The sequence below is a fragment of the Streptomyces chisholmiae genome (assembly GCF_031845445.1).
GTDB lineage: Bacteria > Actinomycetota > Actinomycetes > Streptomycetales > Streptomycetaceae > Streptomyces > Streptomyces chisholmiae.
Window position 1 is genome coordinate 263,097 of record NZ_JAVREO010000004.1, and the last position, 15,776, is coordinate 278,872.

The window sequence follows — 15,776 nt, forward strand, 5'->3', positions numbered from 1 at the left end:
CCCCGCGACCCACCCGCCGGACAGCCGGCCGCGCGCCTCAGCCGGCCGCCGGCCACGCCGGCGCGGGGCGCGCGCCCCCGGCCAGCGCGAGCAGCAGCCGCTCCTGACCGTGTCGGGCCACCAACTGCAAGCCCACCGGCTCCCCCCGCTCGGTGAAGCCGGCCGGCAGGCTGATCGCCGGCTGCCCACCCAGGTTGAACGCCCAGGTCAGAGCCGGGCTCAGGACGACACCCGGCCCCCCGTGCCCATGCGGCGGACTCGGCGTGGTCGGCGTGGCCAGCACCTCGGCCGGGGCGAACACCCCGGCCAGCGCGGCCTCGTTCACCGCCCGGTCCGCCGGCTCCCCGGCGCGCAGCGCCGCCCAGACCGGCGCCGGGTCGGCCAGCCGCACCGGCACCCGCACCTCGGTCAGCGGCCCGCTGGCCAGCAGCCCGAGCAGCGCCCGCCGCGCCACCGCGGCCACCGCCGGCTCCGTCCCGGCGAAGCCCAGATCGGCCGACCAGACCACCCGGACCGGCCCGCCGGCCGGCGCCGGCGTCGGCCCGGCCACCGCCGTCAGCCAGGCCGCCGCGTCCGCCGGGTGCCGGACCAGCGGCCCGCCCACGTTCAACCCCGCCCGATCCCGCGCCGGCACCCGCCCGTTGGTCGGCTTGAACCCGAACACGCCGCACCAGGCCGCCGGTATCCGCACCGAGCCGGCGCCGTCGCTGCCGGTGGCCAGCGGCACCATGCCGGCGGCCACCGCGGCGGCCGAACCGGCCGAGGAACCACCGGGGGAGCGGTCCGGCAGCCACGGGTTGCGGGTCGGGCCCCGCCCCGTGCTGCCCCACGTCCGCCATGGCGTGCCGGGCCCCGGCGTGGCCGTCGCCCCCACCGGCACCGCGCCGGCCGCCAGCAGCCGGCGGCTCTGCCAGGAGCCCACCCCCTCGCTCGCCTTCACTCCCACCGGCACGCCGGCCAGCGGCGGCCGCCAACCGGCCCGCACCGCCGCGTCCACCGTGGCCGCGCGGGCCAGCGCCGCCGCCGGCCAGACGGCGGTGAACGCCCGCACCCGGTCGTCCCGTTCCGCGACGGTCCGCAGCGCCGCCGCAGTGACCTCGACGGCGGACAGCGCGCCGGAGCGCACCGCCGCCGCGATCGCGGTGGCCGTCCACCCCGGATATCCGGGCAGGCCCCCCGTCGTGGTCAACCGTCCGCCCGGGGTGGGGCGGTGGAGCCGCGCAGCGTCAGGGAGGGGGCGGGGGCCTGCACGTCGCCCGGCCGCCGGCCGGCCGCCGCGTCCCGCAACCGCCGCGCCGCCCGCGCGCCGTAGCCGCCGATGTCCCGGCGCAGCGCCGTGAGCGGCGGGTGCACCAGCTCGCAGAGCGCCGAGTCGTCCCAGGCCACCATGGAGACGTCGGCCGGCACCCGCAGGCCGAGCCCGTGCGCGGCCGTCACCCCGGAGAGCGCCATCACGTCGTTGTCGTAGAGCACCGCCGTCGGCGGCCGGGCCCCGGACAGCAGCTCGCGGGTCGCGGCCGCGCCCCCCTCGCCGCTGTAATCGGCCTCCAACGTCCGTCCCGAGACCCCGAGTTCGGCGGTGACCCGGTCGAAGGCCGCGGTCCGCACGGAGGTGTGCCGCAGCCGGTTCGGGCCGGAGACCCGGGCCAGCCGGCGATGCCCCAGCTCCACCAGGTGGGTGACGGCGGTGGCCACCGCCGCCGCGTCGTCGCTCCACACCGCGGGCAGCCGCCCGGTGCCCACCGGGGCGCCGATCACCACCGTCGGCATGCCCAACTCCTCCAGCACCGGCACCCGGGCGTCGGTGAGTTGGAGGTCCACCAGGAACACCCCGTCCACCGCGCGGCGCGCCCACCAGGACCGGTAGAGCGCGATCTCGGCCGCCTGGTCCTCCGCCATGGTGAGCAGCAACGGCGTGGTGTCCCTGGCCAGTTCGGCCTGGATGCCGGAGATCAGCTGCATGAAGAACGGCTCCAGGCCGAGGGTGTGCGCCGGCCGGTCGATCACCAGGCCGAAGGCGCCGGCCCGGCCGTCGGAGAGGGCCCGCGCGGCGCTGCTCGGCTGCCAGCCCAGCTCCTCGGCGATGGCGAGGATGCGGCCCCTGGTGGACTCCGAGACCCCGGGACGCCCGTTGAGCGCGAAGGAGACGGCGGCCTTGGTGACCCCCGCCCGTTCGGCGATGTCCCGCATGGTGGGGCGTTTCAACGGACCTCCTCGACGACCGGCCACCGCGCCGAGCGGTCCCGGGCTCCGCAATGATCCCCGGTCGGCGACCGCGGCAACCGGCCACCCCCGCCCCGACCGGCCGGGCACCCGGTGCGGGACGCCCGTTCGGCTGGTGTCGCGCCGGCCGTTCCCCCGGGCTTTCCCGGCCGTCCGTCCGCCGGTCACCGGGGCGTTCCCCCGGCTTCCCCGGTGCGCCGCCAGCCGGTGGGCAGCCCGCCACCGGACGGCGGCGTAGGGCACAATCGAGCCGATGAGTACCTACCGTGAGCGTGCGCACCGCCAGACGGCACGGGCCTCCGTGCTGCGCGCCATCGCCAGCCGAGAGCGTTCCTCACACCTCTCCGCGCCCCGGGTGCCCACGGTGGGCATCGACATCGGCGGCACCAAGGTGATGGCCGGCGTGGTGGACGCCGACGGGACGATCCTGGAGCGGGTGCGCACCGAGACGCCGGACAAGTCCAAGAGCGCCAAGGTGGTCGAGGACACCATCGCCGAGCTGGTGCTCGACCTCTCCGACCGGCACGACGTGCACGCCGTGGGCATCGGCGCCGCCGGCTGGGTGGACGCCGACCGGTCCACGGTGCTCTTCGCGCCCCATCTCGCCTGGCGGAACGAGCCGTTGCGGGCCGCCCTGGCGTCCCGCCTGGTGGTGCCCATCATGGTGGACAACGACGCCAACACCGCGGCCTGGGGCGAGTGGCGGTTCGGCGCCGGCCGGGGCGCCGACCACCTGGTGATGATCACGCTGGGTACCGGAATCGGCGGCGGGATACTGGAGGCCGGCAAGGTCAAGCGCGGCGCCTACGGGGTGGCCGGCGAGTTCGGCCACATGCAGGTGGTGCCCGAGGGCCACCGCTGCCCGTGTGGCAACCGTGGCTGCTGGGAGCAGTACAGCTCGGGGAACGCGCTGGTCAGGGAGGCCCGGGAGCTAGCGGCCGCCGACTCGCCGGTGGCCTACCACATCCTGGAGCGGGTCGGGGGGCAGGTCGGGGACATCACCGGCCCGCTGATCACCGAGCTGGCCCGCGAGGGCGACGCGATGTGCGTGGAACTGCTCCAGGACATCGGACGTTGGCTGGGTGTGGGGATCGCCAACCTGGCGGCCGCGCTCGACCCGGCGCGGTTCGTGATCGGCGGCGGGGTCAGTGAGGCGGACGAGTTGCTGATCGGCCCGGCCAGGGAGGCCTTCCGGCGGCAGTTGACCGGCCGCGGGTACCGCCCGGAGGCCACGATCGTGCGCGCCAAGCTGGGCGCCGACGCCGGCATGGTCGGCGCGGCCGATCTGGCGCGCCTGGTGGCCCGCCGCTTCCGCCGGGCGAACCGGCGGCGCGCGGAGCGGGCGCACCGCCCCGGCTTCGAGCTGCGGCTCACCCCGCGGAACTGGGCGGGTGAGCAGTGACGACGACATCCGGGCCGGCCGGCGGTCCCGGCAACGGCGCCACGACCGGAGGCGTCAACGGCGGCGGTGCCAACGGCTCCTCCGGCGGCGCGGCCGGCGGCCCGTCCGAGGTGCCCAGGCACCCGCCGCACCGACCTCGGCACCGCTGGCTGGTGGCCCTCGTGGTGCTGCTGCTGATCGCGATCCCGGCCGGCTACCTGGTGCGCTCCGCCTACGAGAGCCGGGACAGCGGCGAGGACAAGGCGCGGGCGGCCTCCGCCCGCACCCTGGTCTACGAGTGGCCCAGCAAGGTCCAGCGCCGCATCTACGACATCCCCATCCCGGGCGGCTCGGCCTACGTCGGGCACTTCGAGACCAACTCCTGGGACCGCAGCACCATGTACGTGGAGTTCCGCTGCTCGCCGAGCCAGCTGAGCGGCTTTCTCGAACAGTTGGGCACCAGCAGGGCCGGCCTGGTCGAGGGCACGGTGACGATCCCGACCGAGGAGGCGGACACCGTCGGCTGGACCTTCGACGAGCCGGGCCGGGTCTACGCGGGGACGATCGTGCGCCAGTCGGAGAACGAGCCCGAGGTCGCCATCACGGTGGATCTGACGGCGGAGGAAAGGCCGCGCGTGTACGCGGTCTCCATCACCGAGCCCTGACCCGCGGCGCCGCGCCGGCTCCTCCCCGCCTCCCTTTTCGCGGCTCCGGCGGTGCGGCCGGGCCCCGCTGGTCGTCCCGGAAGGCCGGGCGCGGATCATGGTGGGCGTCGTCGGCCGGGTGTGCCGGTGACGTGGAGGTGGTGCGGATGGACGCCGAGGTGGATCGGACGGACCGGCCGTCGTGGGCCGACCAGCGCACCCTGGCCGGGGTGCTGGGGGCGGTGGCGCGCGGCGTCTTCCCGCCCGCCGACGCCGGGATCACGGTGGTGCCGCAGCCCAACGACCGGGACGCCGGTGTGCTGGGCATGACCGCGCACGCGGTGGTCTTCACCGACCAGGACCCCGACTGGGTGCGGGCCGCCGTCCGGGCCGCCTCCCCCGACCCGCTGGCCGCCCCGCTCGGCCCGGCCTTCCTCACCGCGCTCGGTGCCCGGACCGGCCGCCGGGTGAACTGCGTCGACCTGCTGACCGTGGCCCCCGCCTTGCCCGGCCCGCCGGACCTGCCGCTGCGCGAGATCACCGAGGCGGACCACCCGCGGGTGGTCCGGGCCCGGCGGTTCAGGGACGGGGTGCGGGTCTGGGCTGCCGCGGGCGGCCTGGTGGTGCTGGGCCGGGGCGTCGCCGGCCGCTGGGAGGTGGCCATCGAGGTGGACGAGGCGGCCCGGGGGCACGGACTGGGCCGCGCGTTGGCCGTCGCCGGCCGTCATCTGGTGCCGGCCGGCGAGCTGTTGTGGTCCCAGCAGCCGCCGGGGAACGCGCGCAGCGTCCGCACCTTCCAGGCCGCGGGCTACCGGCCGGTCGGTGCCGAGGCGCTGCTGGTCACCGACTGACCGAGCCGACCGACCCAGCGGGGCTGGCCGAGCCGGCTGACCCACCGGGTTGACCCACCTGGGCTGGCCGAGCCGGCCGGCCGGCTCGCGGCGGACCGCCCGGGGAGGGGCGACTGTCAGTGGCCTCGATTACGGTGGGTGACCGTGAAAGTCGTCGGATCCGGAGCCGGCGGCGCGAGGCGCGACGGAGGGGAGTGCCAGTGGGGGAGTAGCGGCGGGGAGTAGCGGTGGGGCGCTCGTGCGGGGCGGAGCCCGTGGCGTGCGCCGGTGGCGGCGGTCAGGCGTGGTCCTCGGGGGCCAGCCCCCGGGGCGGCTCGGTGACCCGGGGTGGCGGGATCAGATGCGGGGCGAGCACGTCCCGCAGGCGGTGGAGTGACCGCCAGAGACGAGGGGAGGTGAGATCGAGCGGTCGGGGCACGGAGACGAACAGTTCGCGGTCCACGACTTCCAGGGCCGCGCGGCGGCTCAACGAGGCGAGGGCGGAGAACAGTTCGGGGCAGAGCAGGGCGCGCAGGTGCGGCTCGTCGGGCCGGGCGCTGAGCAGCCGGTACCGGGGCGCGTGTGGCGGTGTCAGCGGGGTGGCGTGCCGCAGCCGCCGCGGCGGGTGGATCGGGTACCGCGGGGGGCGCACCGTGGTGCGGGGGTAGCAGCGGCGCAGGGTGAAGACGCCGTAGGTCCAGCGGTGGGTCTCCACACCGTCGAAGCCGCTCTCGACGACGCAGCGGTAGCCGCCCACCTCGAACCCGGTGGTGCCCGGCACGCCGAGCCAGTCGAGGTGGGTGCGGTCCCTGCCGTAGCCGAAGATGTCGGCCGCCCGGCGCCGTGGGGTCGGCTCCGCCACGTACCGGAGGGCGTGCTCGCGGGCGAACCGCCGCAGCCGGGCCCGCCGCCGCGCGGCGCTCCTCAACACGCCGGCCCCGGCGTGGCGTTGGCGGCCCGCCTGGCGGGTCGAATCGGGCGCGGGGCGGCGGATCGGCGGGCGGCGCGCAGGCCGGGGCGGCGGAGCCGCTCGTGAGGTGGGGGCATGCCCCGAGCCTCGCCCGGCCGCCCGCGCTACCGATCACAGCTCGGCGGGCGGGCCCCCGGCGCCAGGGCCGGCGGGCGCCCGGTCAGGCGGCGAGCCGCTCCTCGGCGAGCTGGGCGGCGACCCGCTCCAGCAGCGGCCCGGCGTTCGCGATGCTGCGCTGCGGGTTGGGCTCCAGGGCGGTGAGCGGGTAGGCGGCCTCGATCCCCGCCTCGGCCAGCGGCGTGGTCTCCAACGCCAGCCGGCCGCAGACGGCCAGCACCGGCTTGCCGGCGGCGCGGGCCGCCGCGGCCACCCCGGCCGGCGCCTTCCCGCGCAGCGTCTGCTCGTCCAGCGAGCCCTCGCCGGTGATCACCACGTCCGCCTCGACCAGCGCCTCGGCGAACCCCAACACCTCGAGCAGCACCTCGATCCCCGGCCGGAAGGTGGCGCGCAGCCCGAGCAGCGCGCCGAAGCCGATGCCGCCGGCCGCGCCCGCCCCCGGGGCGTCGGCCAACTCGGCGGCCCGACTGCCCTCGGACCGCGCCAGCACCTCGGCGAAGTGGGCCAACGCCCGGTCCAGGATGTCGACCTCCAGCGGATCGGCGCCCTTCTGCGGGCCGTAGACGCTGGCCGCGCCGGTCGGACCGGTCAGCGGGTTGTCCACGTCGCTGGCCAGCACGAACTCGGTGTCCTTCAGCCGCGGATCGAGCGCCGAGAGGTCGGCCGTGGCCAGCTCACGCAGTGGGGCGCCGCCGAGCGGCAGCGGGTCGCCGTCCGCGTCCAGCAGCCGCGCGCCCAGCGCCATCAGCATCCCGGCACCGCCGTCGGTGGTGGCCGAGCCGCCCACCCCGAGGATCACCCGGGAGGCCCCCGCGTCCAGCGCCGCGGCGATCAACTCCCCGGCGCCGTAGGTGGTCGCGGTCATCGGCGCGAACGTGCCGGGCGGCAGTAGCACCAGCCCGGCCGCCTGCGCCATCTCCACCACGGCGGTCTCGCCACGCAGCGCGAACCGCGCCGCGACGGGCAGCCCCAACGGCCCGGTGACCTCGACCTCGACGGGCGTGAACCCGCCGGCCACCGCCGCGTCCACGGTGCCGTCCCCGCCGTCGGCGACGGGCAGCGCCACCACCGAGGCGCCGGGCCTGACCCGACGGATACCGGCCGTGACGTGCTCGGCCACCTCGGCGGCCGTCAGCGAGCCCTTGAACTTGTCGGCGGCGATCAGCACGCGCCAGCTCTGCGTCATCTGCGATCCCTGTGGTCGTTGCGGTCGAACACGGACCCTATCCGCCGTCGTCGCCGATCACCACGGTCGCCGAGTGCCGCGCCGGTCACACCGACGCCCCGCGCGCCGCCGGAACCGCCGGGGACGTTCGCCGCACCACGGGACAGAACGTCCGCCCCGCGCCGCGCCCCCCGGAAAGGCGGTCAGCCGCGGAACGCGGCGCCGGAGCGGCGGGGCCGCGCCGCGCCGCCGCGCAGCTGCCGCCAGACGGCCTTCGCCGCGTTGTGCCCCGACATGCCGTGCACCCCGGGAGCCGGCCAGGTGGCGGAGGAACACAGGAAGACCGATGGATGCGCGGTGGCGTACGGCCGGGGGCCGATCCGCGGTCGGAACATGGTCTGGGTCCCGGTGAACGCGCCACAGGCGATGTCCCCGCCCACGTAGTTGGCGTTCCGCCGGGCCAACTCCGGTGGCCCCGCGACGGCACGGGCCAGCACCAGGTCCCGGAAGCCCGGCGCGAACCGCTCGATCTGCCGCTCGACGGCCTCCGTCAGGTCCCCGGTCCACCCGTTGGGCACGTGCCCGTACGCCCAGTAGACGTGCTTGCCCGCCGGAGCCCGGCTCGGGTCGAAGAGCGTCGGCTGGGAGGTCACCAGGAACGGCACCTCGGGCGCCCGCCCGTGCCGGGCCGCGTCGTCCAGCGCCCGGGAGATCTCCGCGCTGCTGGAGCCGAGGTGGACGGAGCCGGCCCGCCGCGCCTCCGGCGCGGTCCAGGGCACCGGCCCGTCCAGCGCGTAGTCGATCTTGAACGCGGCGGCCCCGTAGCGGAAGTCCCGGTAGGCGCGGCCGAGTCCGGCGATCCTGGCCAGCGCGGTCGGCGAGGTGTCGAAGACGTAGGCCCTGGCCGGCGGCAGCTCGTCCAGCCGCCGCACCTCGACCCCGGTGTGGATCTCGCCGCCGAGATCCCGCAGGTAGCCGGCGAGCGCGTCGGAGATGGCCTGCGAGCCGCCCCGCGCGATCGGCCACCCCACCTCGTGCGCGGCCAGCGCGAAGACCAGCGCCACCGCGCCCGTCGCCGGCGTGGAGGTCGGCGCGATCACATGGGCGGCCAGGCCGCTGAGCAGCGCCCGAGCCCGGTCGTCGGAGAACCGCCTGGCCAGCCAGGACACCGGCTGCAGGGCGGTCAGGCCGAACCGGGCCAGCAACACCGGGTCGCGCGGCAGCCCGTCCCACGGGACCTTCATGAAGTCCCCGACCAGCGTCTCCCAGCGCCCCAGGTAGGGCGCCACCAGCCGTCGGTAGCTGGCCGCGTCCGCCGGGCCCAGGCTGGCCGCCGTCTCGCCGACCGCGCGGGCCAGCACGGCGGCGCTGCCGTCCGGGAAGGGGTGCGCCAGCGGCAGCTCCGGGTGCACCCACTCCAACCCGTACCGAGCCAGCGGCATCGCGTTGAAGGCGGGGGAGCCCGCCCCCATCGGGTGCACCGCGGAACACGGGTCGTGCCGGAAGCCGGGGAGCGTCAGCTCCTCCGTCCTGGCCCCGCCCCCGACCGTCTCCTTGGCCTCGAAGAGGGCGACCGACATCCCGCGCCGCGCCAACTCCACGGCGGCCGTCAGGCCGTTCGGCCCGGCCCCCACCACGACCACGTCACGCAACGCAGGCAACGTACGGTTCTCCCCTCCGGGGCAGGCGAAACTCGGACCAGCACCCCGAGGATACGCCGCCCGTTCCGGCGGCCGGCGCGCCGGTCAACTCGGCCGGTCCGATAAGCAGTTGTCCCAGGACGCCGCGTCTCCCAGACTGACGCCATGGGATTCGTGGTGCGTGACTACCGCCCTGCGGACGAGGTCTCCTGGCTGCGTTGCCGGGTGCTGTCCTTCCTGCGCACCCCCTACTACGACGACGTGCTGACGGCCAGGCCACCGCTTCCGCCGCCCGGTTTCGGCCTGGTGGCCGAGGGGGCCCAGGGCGCGGTGGTCGGCTGCCTCGACGTGAGTGTCGAGGGGGCGTTGGCCACCATCGACACCGTCGCGGTCCACCCCGACCACCAGCGGTGGGGCATCGGCCGGGCGCTGCTCGCCGAGGCCGCCGCCCGGGCGGCGACGGCCGGCGCGAGCACGCTGGACGCCTGGACCAGGGACCAGCCCGCGACCCTCGCCTGGTACCGGGCGACCGGCTTCGCCGAGAGCGACCACTACCTGCATGTCTACGCGGACGACACGCACGCGGCCGACGCGGATGACGGGGCCGGTGCCGCCGAGCTGGCGCGGGCGGTCGAGCGAGCGGGCGCCGGGCTGCGCCCGGTGCGGGTGTTCGCGCACGCGCCCCTGGCGCGGGAGGCGGAGCTGCGGGCCGCGTTCCGGCGGGTGTACGTGTGCCGCCGCTTCAGCCAACCACTCGCCCCGCCTGCCGGCTGAGCCCCGGCCCGGGCACGGCTCGACCGGGCTGTCCGAGGGTGCCGCTCGGTGACCGTCCTTCGGCGGCGTACGCGGCCATCCGACCCGACGCCGTGCGCTGACGGGCACGCGGCGGTCGGAGCGGCCGGCGGTTCGGCCCCTGGCACGGCGGACCCTGGTGCGGCGGGCTCTCACACGACGGCCCCTGACACGACGGCCCTGGTGCGGCGGGCCTTGGCACGGCGGGCCCCGACACGACGGGCCCTGGTGCGGCGGGTCTTGGCACGCCCCCGGGCCGCGCCCCCCGGCCCGGGGGCGTGCGCGACCGATGCCAGGCTCGGTCACCGGGCTCGGCCGGCGGTGAGCCGGGCCGAGCCCGCCGCGCCGTGACCAGCCCTGTGGTGCCCCGGGCCGGCCGTCGGGCCAGGGCGCGGCGGGTCCCCTCCCGGCCGGAGCCCGCGCCCGGCCCTGGCCGGTCTGGTCTGGCCCGTCGGCGGTCGGCCCCGGCGGTGGGGATGCAGGTCAGCAGGTCAGCAGGTCAGCAGGGCAGCCGGTCAGGCGGGCGGGGGGCCGGTGGGGGCGTCGTGGGCCTCGTGCGCGGCGCGGAAGAGGGCCAGCAGCCGGTCGGCGGTGGCCCGGTCCCTGGCCGCGGTGAACGGGGTGGCGTTGCCCCCGGTCAGCTGGAACGGCTGGCCGGCCCAGGTGCCCTGCGCGCCGCCGGCCTCCTCGACCAGCAGCAGCCCCGCCGCGTGGTCCCAGGCGTTCTCCCAGTCGAAGGCGATGGCGTCCAACTCGCCGCGGGCGACCGCCAGGTACTCCAGACCGGCCGCCCCGCAGGGGCGTGGTGCCACACCGTCCACCCGGAGCGCCGCCAGGGCGCGCTTCTGGGCCGGGGTGGTGTAGTCCGGATGCGAGTGCGCCACCCGCAGCGGGCGCGTCGGGTCCGGCGTGCCGGTCGTCAGCCGTTCGCCGGCCAGCCAGGCGCCCGCGCCCCGCCAGGCGTGCGCGAAGTCGCCGCGCGCCGGCGCGTAGGTCCAGGAGCCCAGCAACTCACCGTGGTGGGCCAGGGCCACCAGGGTGGCGAAGCCGGCCTCGCCACGGACGAACTGGCGGGTGCCGTCCACCGGGTCCACGATCCACACCGGGGCGTCGCCGGCCAGCGCCGCGTAGCGGCTGGGGTCCTCGTGCACCGCCTCCTCGCCGACCACCACCGAGCCCGGCAGCAGCGCCGTCAGCTCGGCGGTGAGGCACCGCTCGGCCTCCCGGTCGGCGACCGTCACCAGGTCGTGCGGCCCCGCCTTCTGGGTTACCTCGTGCTCGGCCAACTGCCGCCAACGCGGCAGGATCTCCCGCGCCGCGACCGCTCTGACCGCCTCGGCCACCGGCTCCACCAGCTCTTTCGCTTCCACCCGACCATCGAACCACGGGCCGGCCGACCCGGCGGAGCCGGCCTCGCCAGCGCCCGCGCGCTCCGCCTCGCGCGCCTGGCGCGCGGGGTGAGTTCAGGCGACCCCGGCGCGGCGCAGCTCACTGCTGACCGCCCGGTGGTGCCGGGGCGAGACCTCCTGGGCCGCCGCCAGCAGCATCGGTACCAGCACCCGGGGGGCGGGGCGCGCGGCCTGTGCCGCCTCCTCAGCCGTGCGCGCCTGGACCAGCGCGCGTAGCAGCGCCACCGCCCGGTCGCCCAGCCCGTGCGCGCGCAGCGCCGCCGCCACCGAGCCGACCTCGGCCGCCGGCCGGGCGGCGCCCTGCCGGAGCAGCTGACCGCAGTCCGCCGCCCGCCCGGCGACGGTCAGCGCCTCGGCCGCGGCGGCCAGCGGCGCGGGCGGCAGCGAGGCCGCCTCCCAGAGCAGCGTGGTCATCTCGGCGTCCATGCCGGCCCGCTCCAACTCGGCCAGCAGCAACGGGATTCGGACGGGCGGGCCGCCGACCGCCGCGCAGAGCAGACCGTGCGCGGCCCCGTTCTCTCCCAGCGCCCGCAGGTCGCGCAACTGGTCGGCGGTGCGGGTCGCGGTGGCGAGGTCGTGGTCGGTCACCCGGTCGGCCAGGGAGGGCCGGTGGTCGCGCAGCGCCCCGGCGAACCGGGAGCCGCTGGGCGGTGGCGGGCCGGCCTCGCCGGTCGCCGGCGGGTGTCCGTCCGGCGCGGTGCCGCCGCTCGCAGGGGCCGGGCTCGGCGCCACGGCCGCGTTGGTTTCGCCGGCTGCGCCGGTTGCGGTGGCTTCGTCAACGGGGTCGAGCCCGGCGAACCGCGCGCCCCGGGGGCGGCGCGCCGGCTTGGCGCGCCGGCGCGCGGGCGCGGCACCGGCCGCGTCGGGGTCCGCGTCGGTGGCCGCCGCCCGCTGCGGGCCGGCGGTCGCCCGCGCCGGTCGGGCCGCCGCCTGGCGCGCCGCTGTCGGGACGCGGGGCCCCGCCCCCGCGTGGTCGGGCCGCGGGGGGACCGCCTCGGGGCCGGTCGGCTTGGGGCCGCCGATCGGCGGCTCGCCGGGGCGCGTTCCGACCGCCGCGAGCCGGGCGTGCGCCTCGGCGCGGCGGGTCAGCACCCGCTCCTGGTCGTCCCGCGTCCACTCGGCCAGCCCCGCCAGCCGGTCCGCCTCGGCCGGCTGGCCGGCCCGTCGGGCCGAGTCGGCGGCGTGCGTCAACATCCGCAGGCGGGCCGCCAGTTCGTCGGCCGCCCGGTCCAGGTCGGCGAGCAGCCCGGTGAGCGCGGCGCGCCCACCGGGCAGCGCGTCCCTGGCCGCGGTCGCGGCCTCGTAGCCGGCCCGCAGCCGCCCGGCCGCCGTCCGTGCCGGGCCCTCCCCCCTGAGCACCGCCAGGTCCTGCGCCAGGTCGGCCACCGCGTCCCAGGGCGGCAGCGTCCGGCCGGCCAGCCAGGCGGCCAACTCCGCGCCGTTGCGGCGGTGGAAGGCGGCGAACCAGCCGGCCGACGGGTCGAGTACCTCGGCCAGGGCCCGCAGCTCGGAAGTGAACGCCGCCAGCCGATCGGACCACTCGCGTTCCATCATGCGCACATCAGGCATGGCCCGTACTGAATCCAAGCCGTGTTACGGGCTTTGTTTCCCGCGGGCTACAGAACGTTTTCGGCTTGCTCGCACGCCCCGGCGCGTGTCCGGCGCGCGCTCCGGTGGACGCGCCGGTGCTCAGCGGCCCACGGCATAACCTTGCATCCCCCTGGGATTGGCCGCCGCCGACAGCACCCCGGACTCCGGGTCCCGCGCCACCGCGCTCAGCCGCCCCTCGGTCCAGGGCCCGGCCACCGTGACCCGGTGCCCCCGCCGGCGCAGCTCCCCGATCACCGGCTCGCCGATCCTGGACTCCACGGTGACCGCGCCGGGCTGGCCGCCGCGCGGGTAGAACGAGCTGGGGAAGGCGTCCTGGTGCCAGTTGGGCGCGTCGATGGCGCCCTGCAGGTCCAGCCCGCCCCGCACCGGGGCGCGCAGCGCCAGTGCCAGGAAGAAGTGCGCCTGCCACTGGTCCTGCTGGTCACCGCCCGGGGTGCCGAAGGCGAGCACCGGCTCGCCGCCGCGGAGCGCCAGCGTCGGGCTGAGCGTGCTGCGCGGCCGGCGGCCGGGCGTCAACGAGGCCGGCAGTCCCGCCTCCAGCCAGCTCATCTGGAGCCGCGAGCCCAACGGGAAGCCCAACTCGGGTATGACCGGGCTGGACTGGAGCCAGCCGCCGCTCGGCGTGGCGGAGACCATGTTCCCCCACCGGTCCACCACGTCCACGTGACAGGTGTCGCCCCGGGTCTCGCCGCTCGGTGCCACCGGCGGCTCGCCGTCCCTGGACACCGTCGGCTCGCCGGCGCCGGCCAGCCCGTCGGTGGCGACGCCCTCGGTCATCAGGCGCTCGACCAGGCGTGCGAGCCGGGGCGCACGCCCGTCCGGCGCGCCGGGGCGCAGCTCCAGGGAGGCCCGTTCGCCGACCAGCCGGCGGCGCTCCGCGTTGTACCCGGCGGAGAGCAGCGTGGTCAGCGGCACCTCGGCCGCGTCCCCGTACCAGGCCTCCCGGTCCGCCAGCGCAAGCTTGCTCCCCTCGATCAGGGCGTGCACATACTCCGGCGTGCCGTAGGCGGAGGCGTCCATTCCCGGGTCGAGCAGGGCCAGTTGCTGCGACAGGACCGGGCCCTGGCACCAGGGGCCGACCTTGAGGACCGTCCAGTCGCGCCACCGGTAGCTGACCGGCTCCTCGTACCCGGCCGCCCAGTTGGCCAGGTCGTCCCCGGTCAGCAGCCCGGCGTGCCGCTCGCCCGACGAGTCCATCGCCGGCCGGGCGGCGTGGGCCACGATCGCCTCCGCGACGAAGCCCTCCCGCCAGATCCGCCGGGCCGCGTCGATCCGGGCCTCCCTGGTCCGGCCGGCGGCGGCGCTCTCGGCCAGCACCCGGCGCCAGGTCGCCGCCAGCGTCGGGTTGCGCAGCAGCGCGCCGGGCGCCGGGGACCGGCCGTCCGGCAGGTAGACGGCGGCCGAACTCGTCCACTCCCGCTCGAAGAGCGACCTGACCGACTCCACGGTGGCGCCGATCCGGTCCACCGCCGGGTGCCCGCGCTCCGCGTAGCCGATGGCGTACTCCAGCACCCGCTCCAGGCTCCGGGTGCCGTGGTCCCGCAGCAGCGTCAGCCAGGCGTCGAAGGCGCCCGGCACCACGGCCGCCAACGGCCCGGTGCCCGGGACGAGTTCCAGCCCCAGGCCGGTGTAGTGCGCGATGTCCGCCCGGGCCGGTGCCGGCCCCTGCCCGGACAGCACCCGCACCGGCCCGCCGGCCGGGGCCAGGATCACCGGCACCTCGCCCCCCGGCCCGTTCAGGTGCGGCTCCACCACCTGCAACACGAAGCCCGCGGTCACCGCCGCGTCGAAGGCGTTGCCGCCGTCCTCCAACACCGCCATCGCGGACTGGGACGCCAGCCAGTGGGTGCTGGAAACCATGCCGAAGGTGCCCTGCAACGTGGGCCGTGTGGTGAACATGCGCGGAGCATACGCGCGGCGCCGGCCCGTTAATCGTTTCGTGGCACGGGTCGTTCGTGGCAGGGTCCCGCCATGGCTACACCGTCCCCCGGGTCCCCCGGGGCCCAGCTCCGTTGGCAGTTCGACCTGGCCTGGTCGCTCTTCGACTACCACCTCCAGCGACTCGTGCCCGAGGACTTCCTCTGGGCGCCGGGCCCGCTCGTCTGGACCATGCACCGCACGCCCGAGGGCGGTTGGCGCCCGGACTGGGCGAACCCCGAACCCGATCCCATCCCGGTGCCCACCATCGGCTGGGTCAGCTGGCACCTCGGCTGGTGGTGGAGCACGGCGCTGGACCACGCGCGGGGGCGCACGCCCCGGGAGCGCACGGAGATCCACTGGCCGGGCCCGGGCGACCCCACCATCGCCTGGTTGCGCGCCCTCCACGACGACTGGTGCGAGGTGCTCGACGGCGCCGACGCCGACGACCTGGCGGCCCCCGCCGCGTACCCCTGGCCCGCCGACGCCGGCCTGCGACGCGCCCACCTCTATGCCTGGGCCAACGTCGAACTCACCAAGAACGCCGGCGAGATCGGCCAACTCCGGTTGCTCCGCGCGGCTGCTGGCTGAGCCCCCGACCACGAACCCCCGGCCCGGGGAAGGGAGTTCGGGCGTCGGCCGGTCCGGGACGCGCCGGCCGGGCCGGCCGGCCGACGACATACTGTGTCCCTCATGTCTGTCAAAGCCGTGAACGGGTTGCGTGAGGTCCTCGTGCTGGTGGAGAGCTTCGACGGGCCGTCCGCCATCCACCGGGCCGCCGAACTGGAGGCCGCCGAGCGGCAGGTGGCCGCCTACGCCGACGAGCTGCTGGAGGTCACCGAGTCGACGGAGGTCCAGCGCCTGCTCGCCGGCGCGGTCAAGGCGCTCCAGGTGGCCAGGAAGGCGGGGCACACGCACCAGCGGACCCCGCTGACCCGCCCCGTCTCCCAGGCGCGGTTCGCGCTGAAGCTGGGCTCAGCCGCCGGCGGGCTCCGGCTCGCGCTGGAGGAGCTGGACCCGGACCACCCCCTCCCGCCACCCCCGTTCGGCAAGGACTCCCGCTAGCGGCGCCCGGCG

The 15,776-nt window shown here is 77.1% G+C and carries 14 protein-coding genes; 6 read left to right on the top strand and 8 right to left on the bottom strand.

The annotated features are described in order from the left end of the window. Positions 1-37: 37 nt before the first annotated feature. Together RM844_RS08610 and RM844_RS08615 are read right to left on the bottom strand one after the other, a co-directional pair. On the bottom strand, positions 38-1,189 hold the full coding sequence (locus tag RM844_RS08610; protein ID WP_311666373.1) for an amidase: 1,152 nt from the start codon (positions 1,187-1,189) through the stop codon (positions 38-40). Then, complete coding sequence (locus RM844_RS08615) at positions 1,186-2,205, bottom strand: LacI family DNA-binding transcriptional regulator (protein ID WP_311666374.1); 1,020 nt, start codon at positions 2,203-2,205, stop codon at positions 1,186-1,188. The genes RM844_RS08610 and RM844_RS08615 overlap by 4 nt, the downstream gene beginning before the upstream one ends. Positions 2,206-2,476: 271 nt before the next feature. On the opposite strand from RM844_RS08615, the gene RM844_RS08620 reads away from it, so the two are divergent. The 3 genes from RM844_RS08620 to RM844_RS08630 all read left to right on the top strand — a co-directional run bounded on the left by RM844_RS08620 (position 2,477) and on the right by RM844_RS08630 (position 5,099). Then, positions 2,477-3,625 (top strand): ROK family glucokinase, encoded by a 1,149-nt coding sequence (locus tag RM844_RS08620; protein WP_311666375.1) that lies wholly within the window; start codon positions 2,477-2,479, stop codon positions 3,623-3,625. Further along, the gene (locus RM844_RS08625) at positions 3,622-4,269 is read left to right on the top strand and encodes a hypothetical protein (protein WP_311666376.1); all 648 of its coding nucleotides are present in this window, start codon (positions 3,622-3,624) and stop codon (positions 4,267-4,269) included. Before RM844_RS08620 ends, RM844_RS08625 begins: the two co-directional genes overlap by 4 nt. Positions 4,270-4,415: 146 nt before the next feature. Further along, complete coding sequence (locus RM844_RS08630; protein WP_311666377.1) at positions 4,416-5,099, top strand: GNAT family N-acetyltransferase; 684 nt, start codon at positions 4,416-4,418, stop codon at positions 5,097-5,099. Positions 5,100-5,376: 277 nt separating this feature from the next. On the opposite strand, the gene RM844_RS08635 is transcribed toward RM844_RS08630, so the two are convergent. The 3 genes from RM844_RS08635 to RM844_RS08645 form a co-directional block, all read right to left on the bottom strand. Then, positions 5,377-6,009, bottom strand: coding sequence for a hypothetical protein (locus RM844_RS08635; protein WP_311666378.1), 633 nt, complete (start codon positions 6,007-6,009; stop codon positions 5,377-5,379). Positions 6,010-6,208: 199 nt separating this feature from the next. Next, on the bottom strand, positions 6,209-7,351 hold the full coding sequence (locus tag RM844_RS08640) for a glycerate kinase (protein WP_311666379.1): 1,143 nt from the start codon (positions 7,349-7,351) through the stop codon (positions 6,209-6,211). 182 nt (positions 7,352-7,533) lie between these two features. Beyond that, complete coding sequence (locus RM844_RS08645) at positions 7,534-8,982, bottom strand: phytoene desaturase family protein (RefSeq protein WP_394814460.1); 1,449 nt, start codon at positions 8,980-8,982, stop codon at positions 7,534-7,536. A gap of 153 nt (positions 8,983-9,135) precedes the next feature. On the opposite strand from RM844_RS08645, the gene RM844_RS08650 reads away from it, so the two are divergent. Further along, positions 9,136-9,744 (top strand): GNAT family N-acetyltransferase, encoded by a 609-nt coding sequence (locus RM844_RS08650; RefSeq protein WP_311666381.1) that lies wholly within the window; start codon positions 9,136-9,138, stop codon positions 9,742-9,744. A 533-nt stretch (positions 9,745-10,277) separates the two neighbouring features. On the opposite strand, the gene RM844_RS08655 is transcribed toward RM844_RS08650, so the two are convergent. From RM844_RS08655 to RM844_RS08665, 3 genes are all read right to left on the bottom strand, one after another. Continuing rightward, positions 10,278-11,132 carry an inositol monophosphatase family protein gene (locus RM844_RS08655; RefSeq protein ID WP_311666382.1) on the bottom strand — a complete coding sequence of 285 codons (855 nt, stop codon included), beginning with the start codon at positions 11,130-11,132 and terminating at the stop codon, positions 10,278-10,280. A 93-nt stretch (positions 11,133-11,225) separates the two neighbouring features. Then, the gene (locus RM844_RS08660; RefSeq protein ID WP_311666383.1) at positions 11,226-12,740 is read right to left on the bottom strand and encodes a hypothetical protein; all 1,515 of its coding nucleotides are present in this window, start codon (positions 12,738-12,740) and stop codon (positions 11,226-11,228) included. A gap of 120 nt (positions 12,741-12,860) precedes the next feature. Beyond that, positions 12,861-14,681, bottom strand: coding sequence for a gamma-glutamyltransferase family protein (locus tag RM844_RS08665; RefSeq protein ID WP_311666384.1), 1,821 nt, complete (start codon positions 14,679-14,681; stop codon positions 12,861-12,863). Positions 14,682-14,753: 72 nt separating this feature from the next. On the opposite strand from RM844_RS08665, the gene RM844_RS08670 reads away from it, so the two are divergent. Continuing rightward, on the top strand, positions 14,754-15,290 hold the full coding sequence (locus tag RM844_RS08670; RefSeq protein ID WP_311666385.1) for a DinB family protein: 537 nt from the start codon (positions 14,754-14,756) through the stop codon (positions 15,288-15,290). A gap of 102 nt (positions 15,291-15,392) precedes the next feature. Continuing rightward, positions 15,393-15,764, top strand: coding sequence for a hypothetical protein (locus RM844_RS08675; protein ID WP_311666386.1), 372 nt, complete (start codon positions 15,393-15,395; stop codon positions 15,762-15,764). Positions 15,765-15,776: the final 12 nt, after the last annotated feature.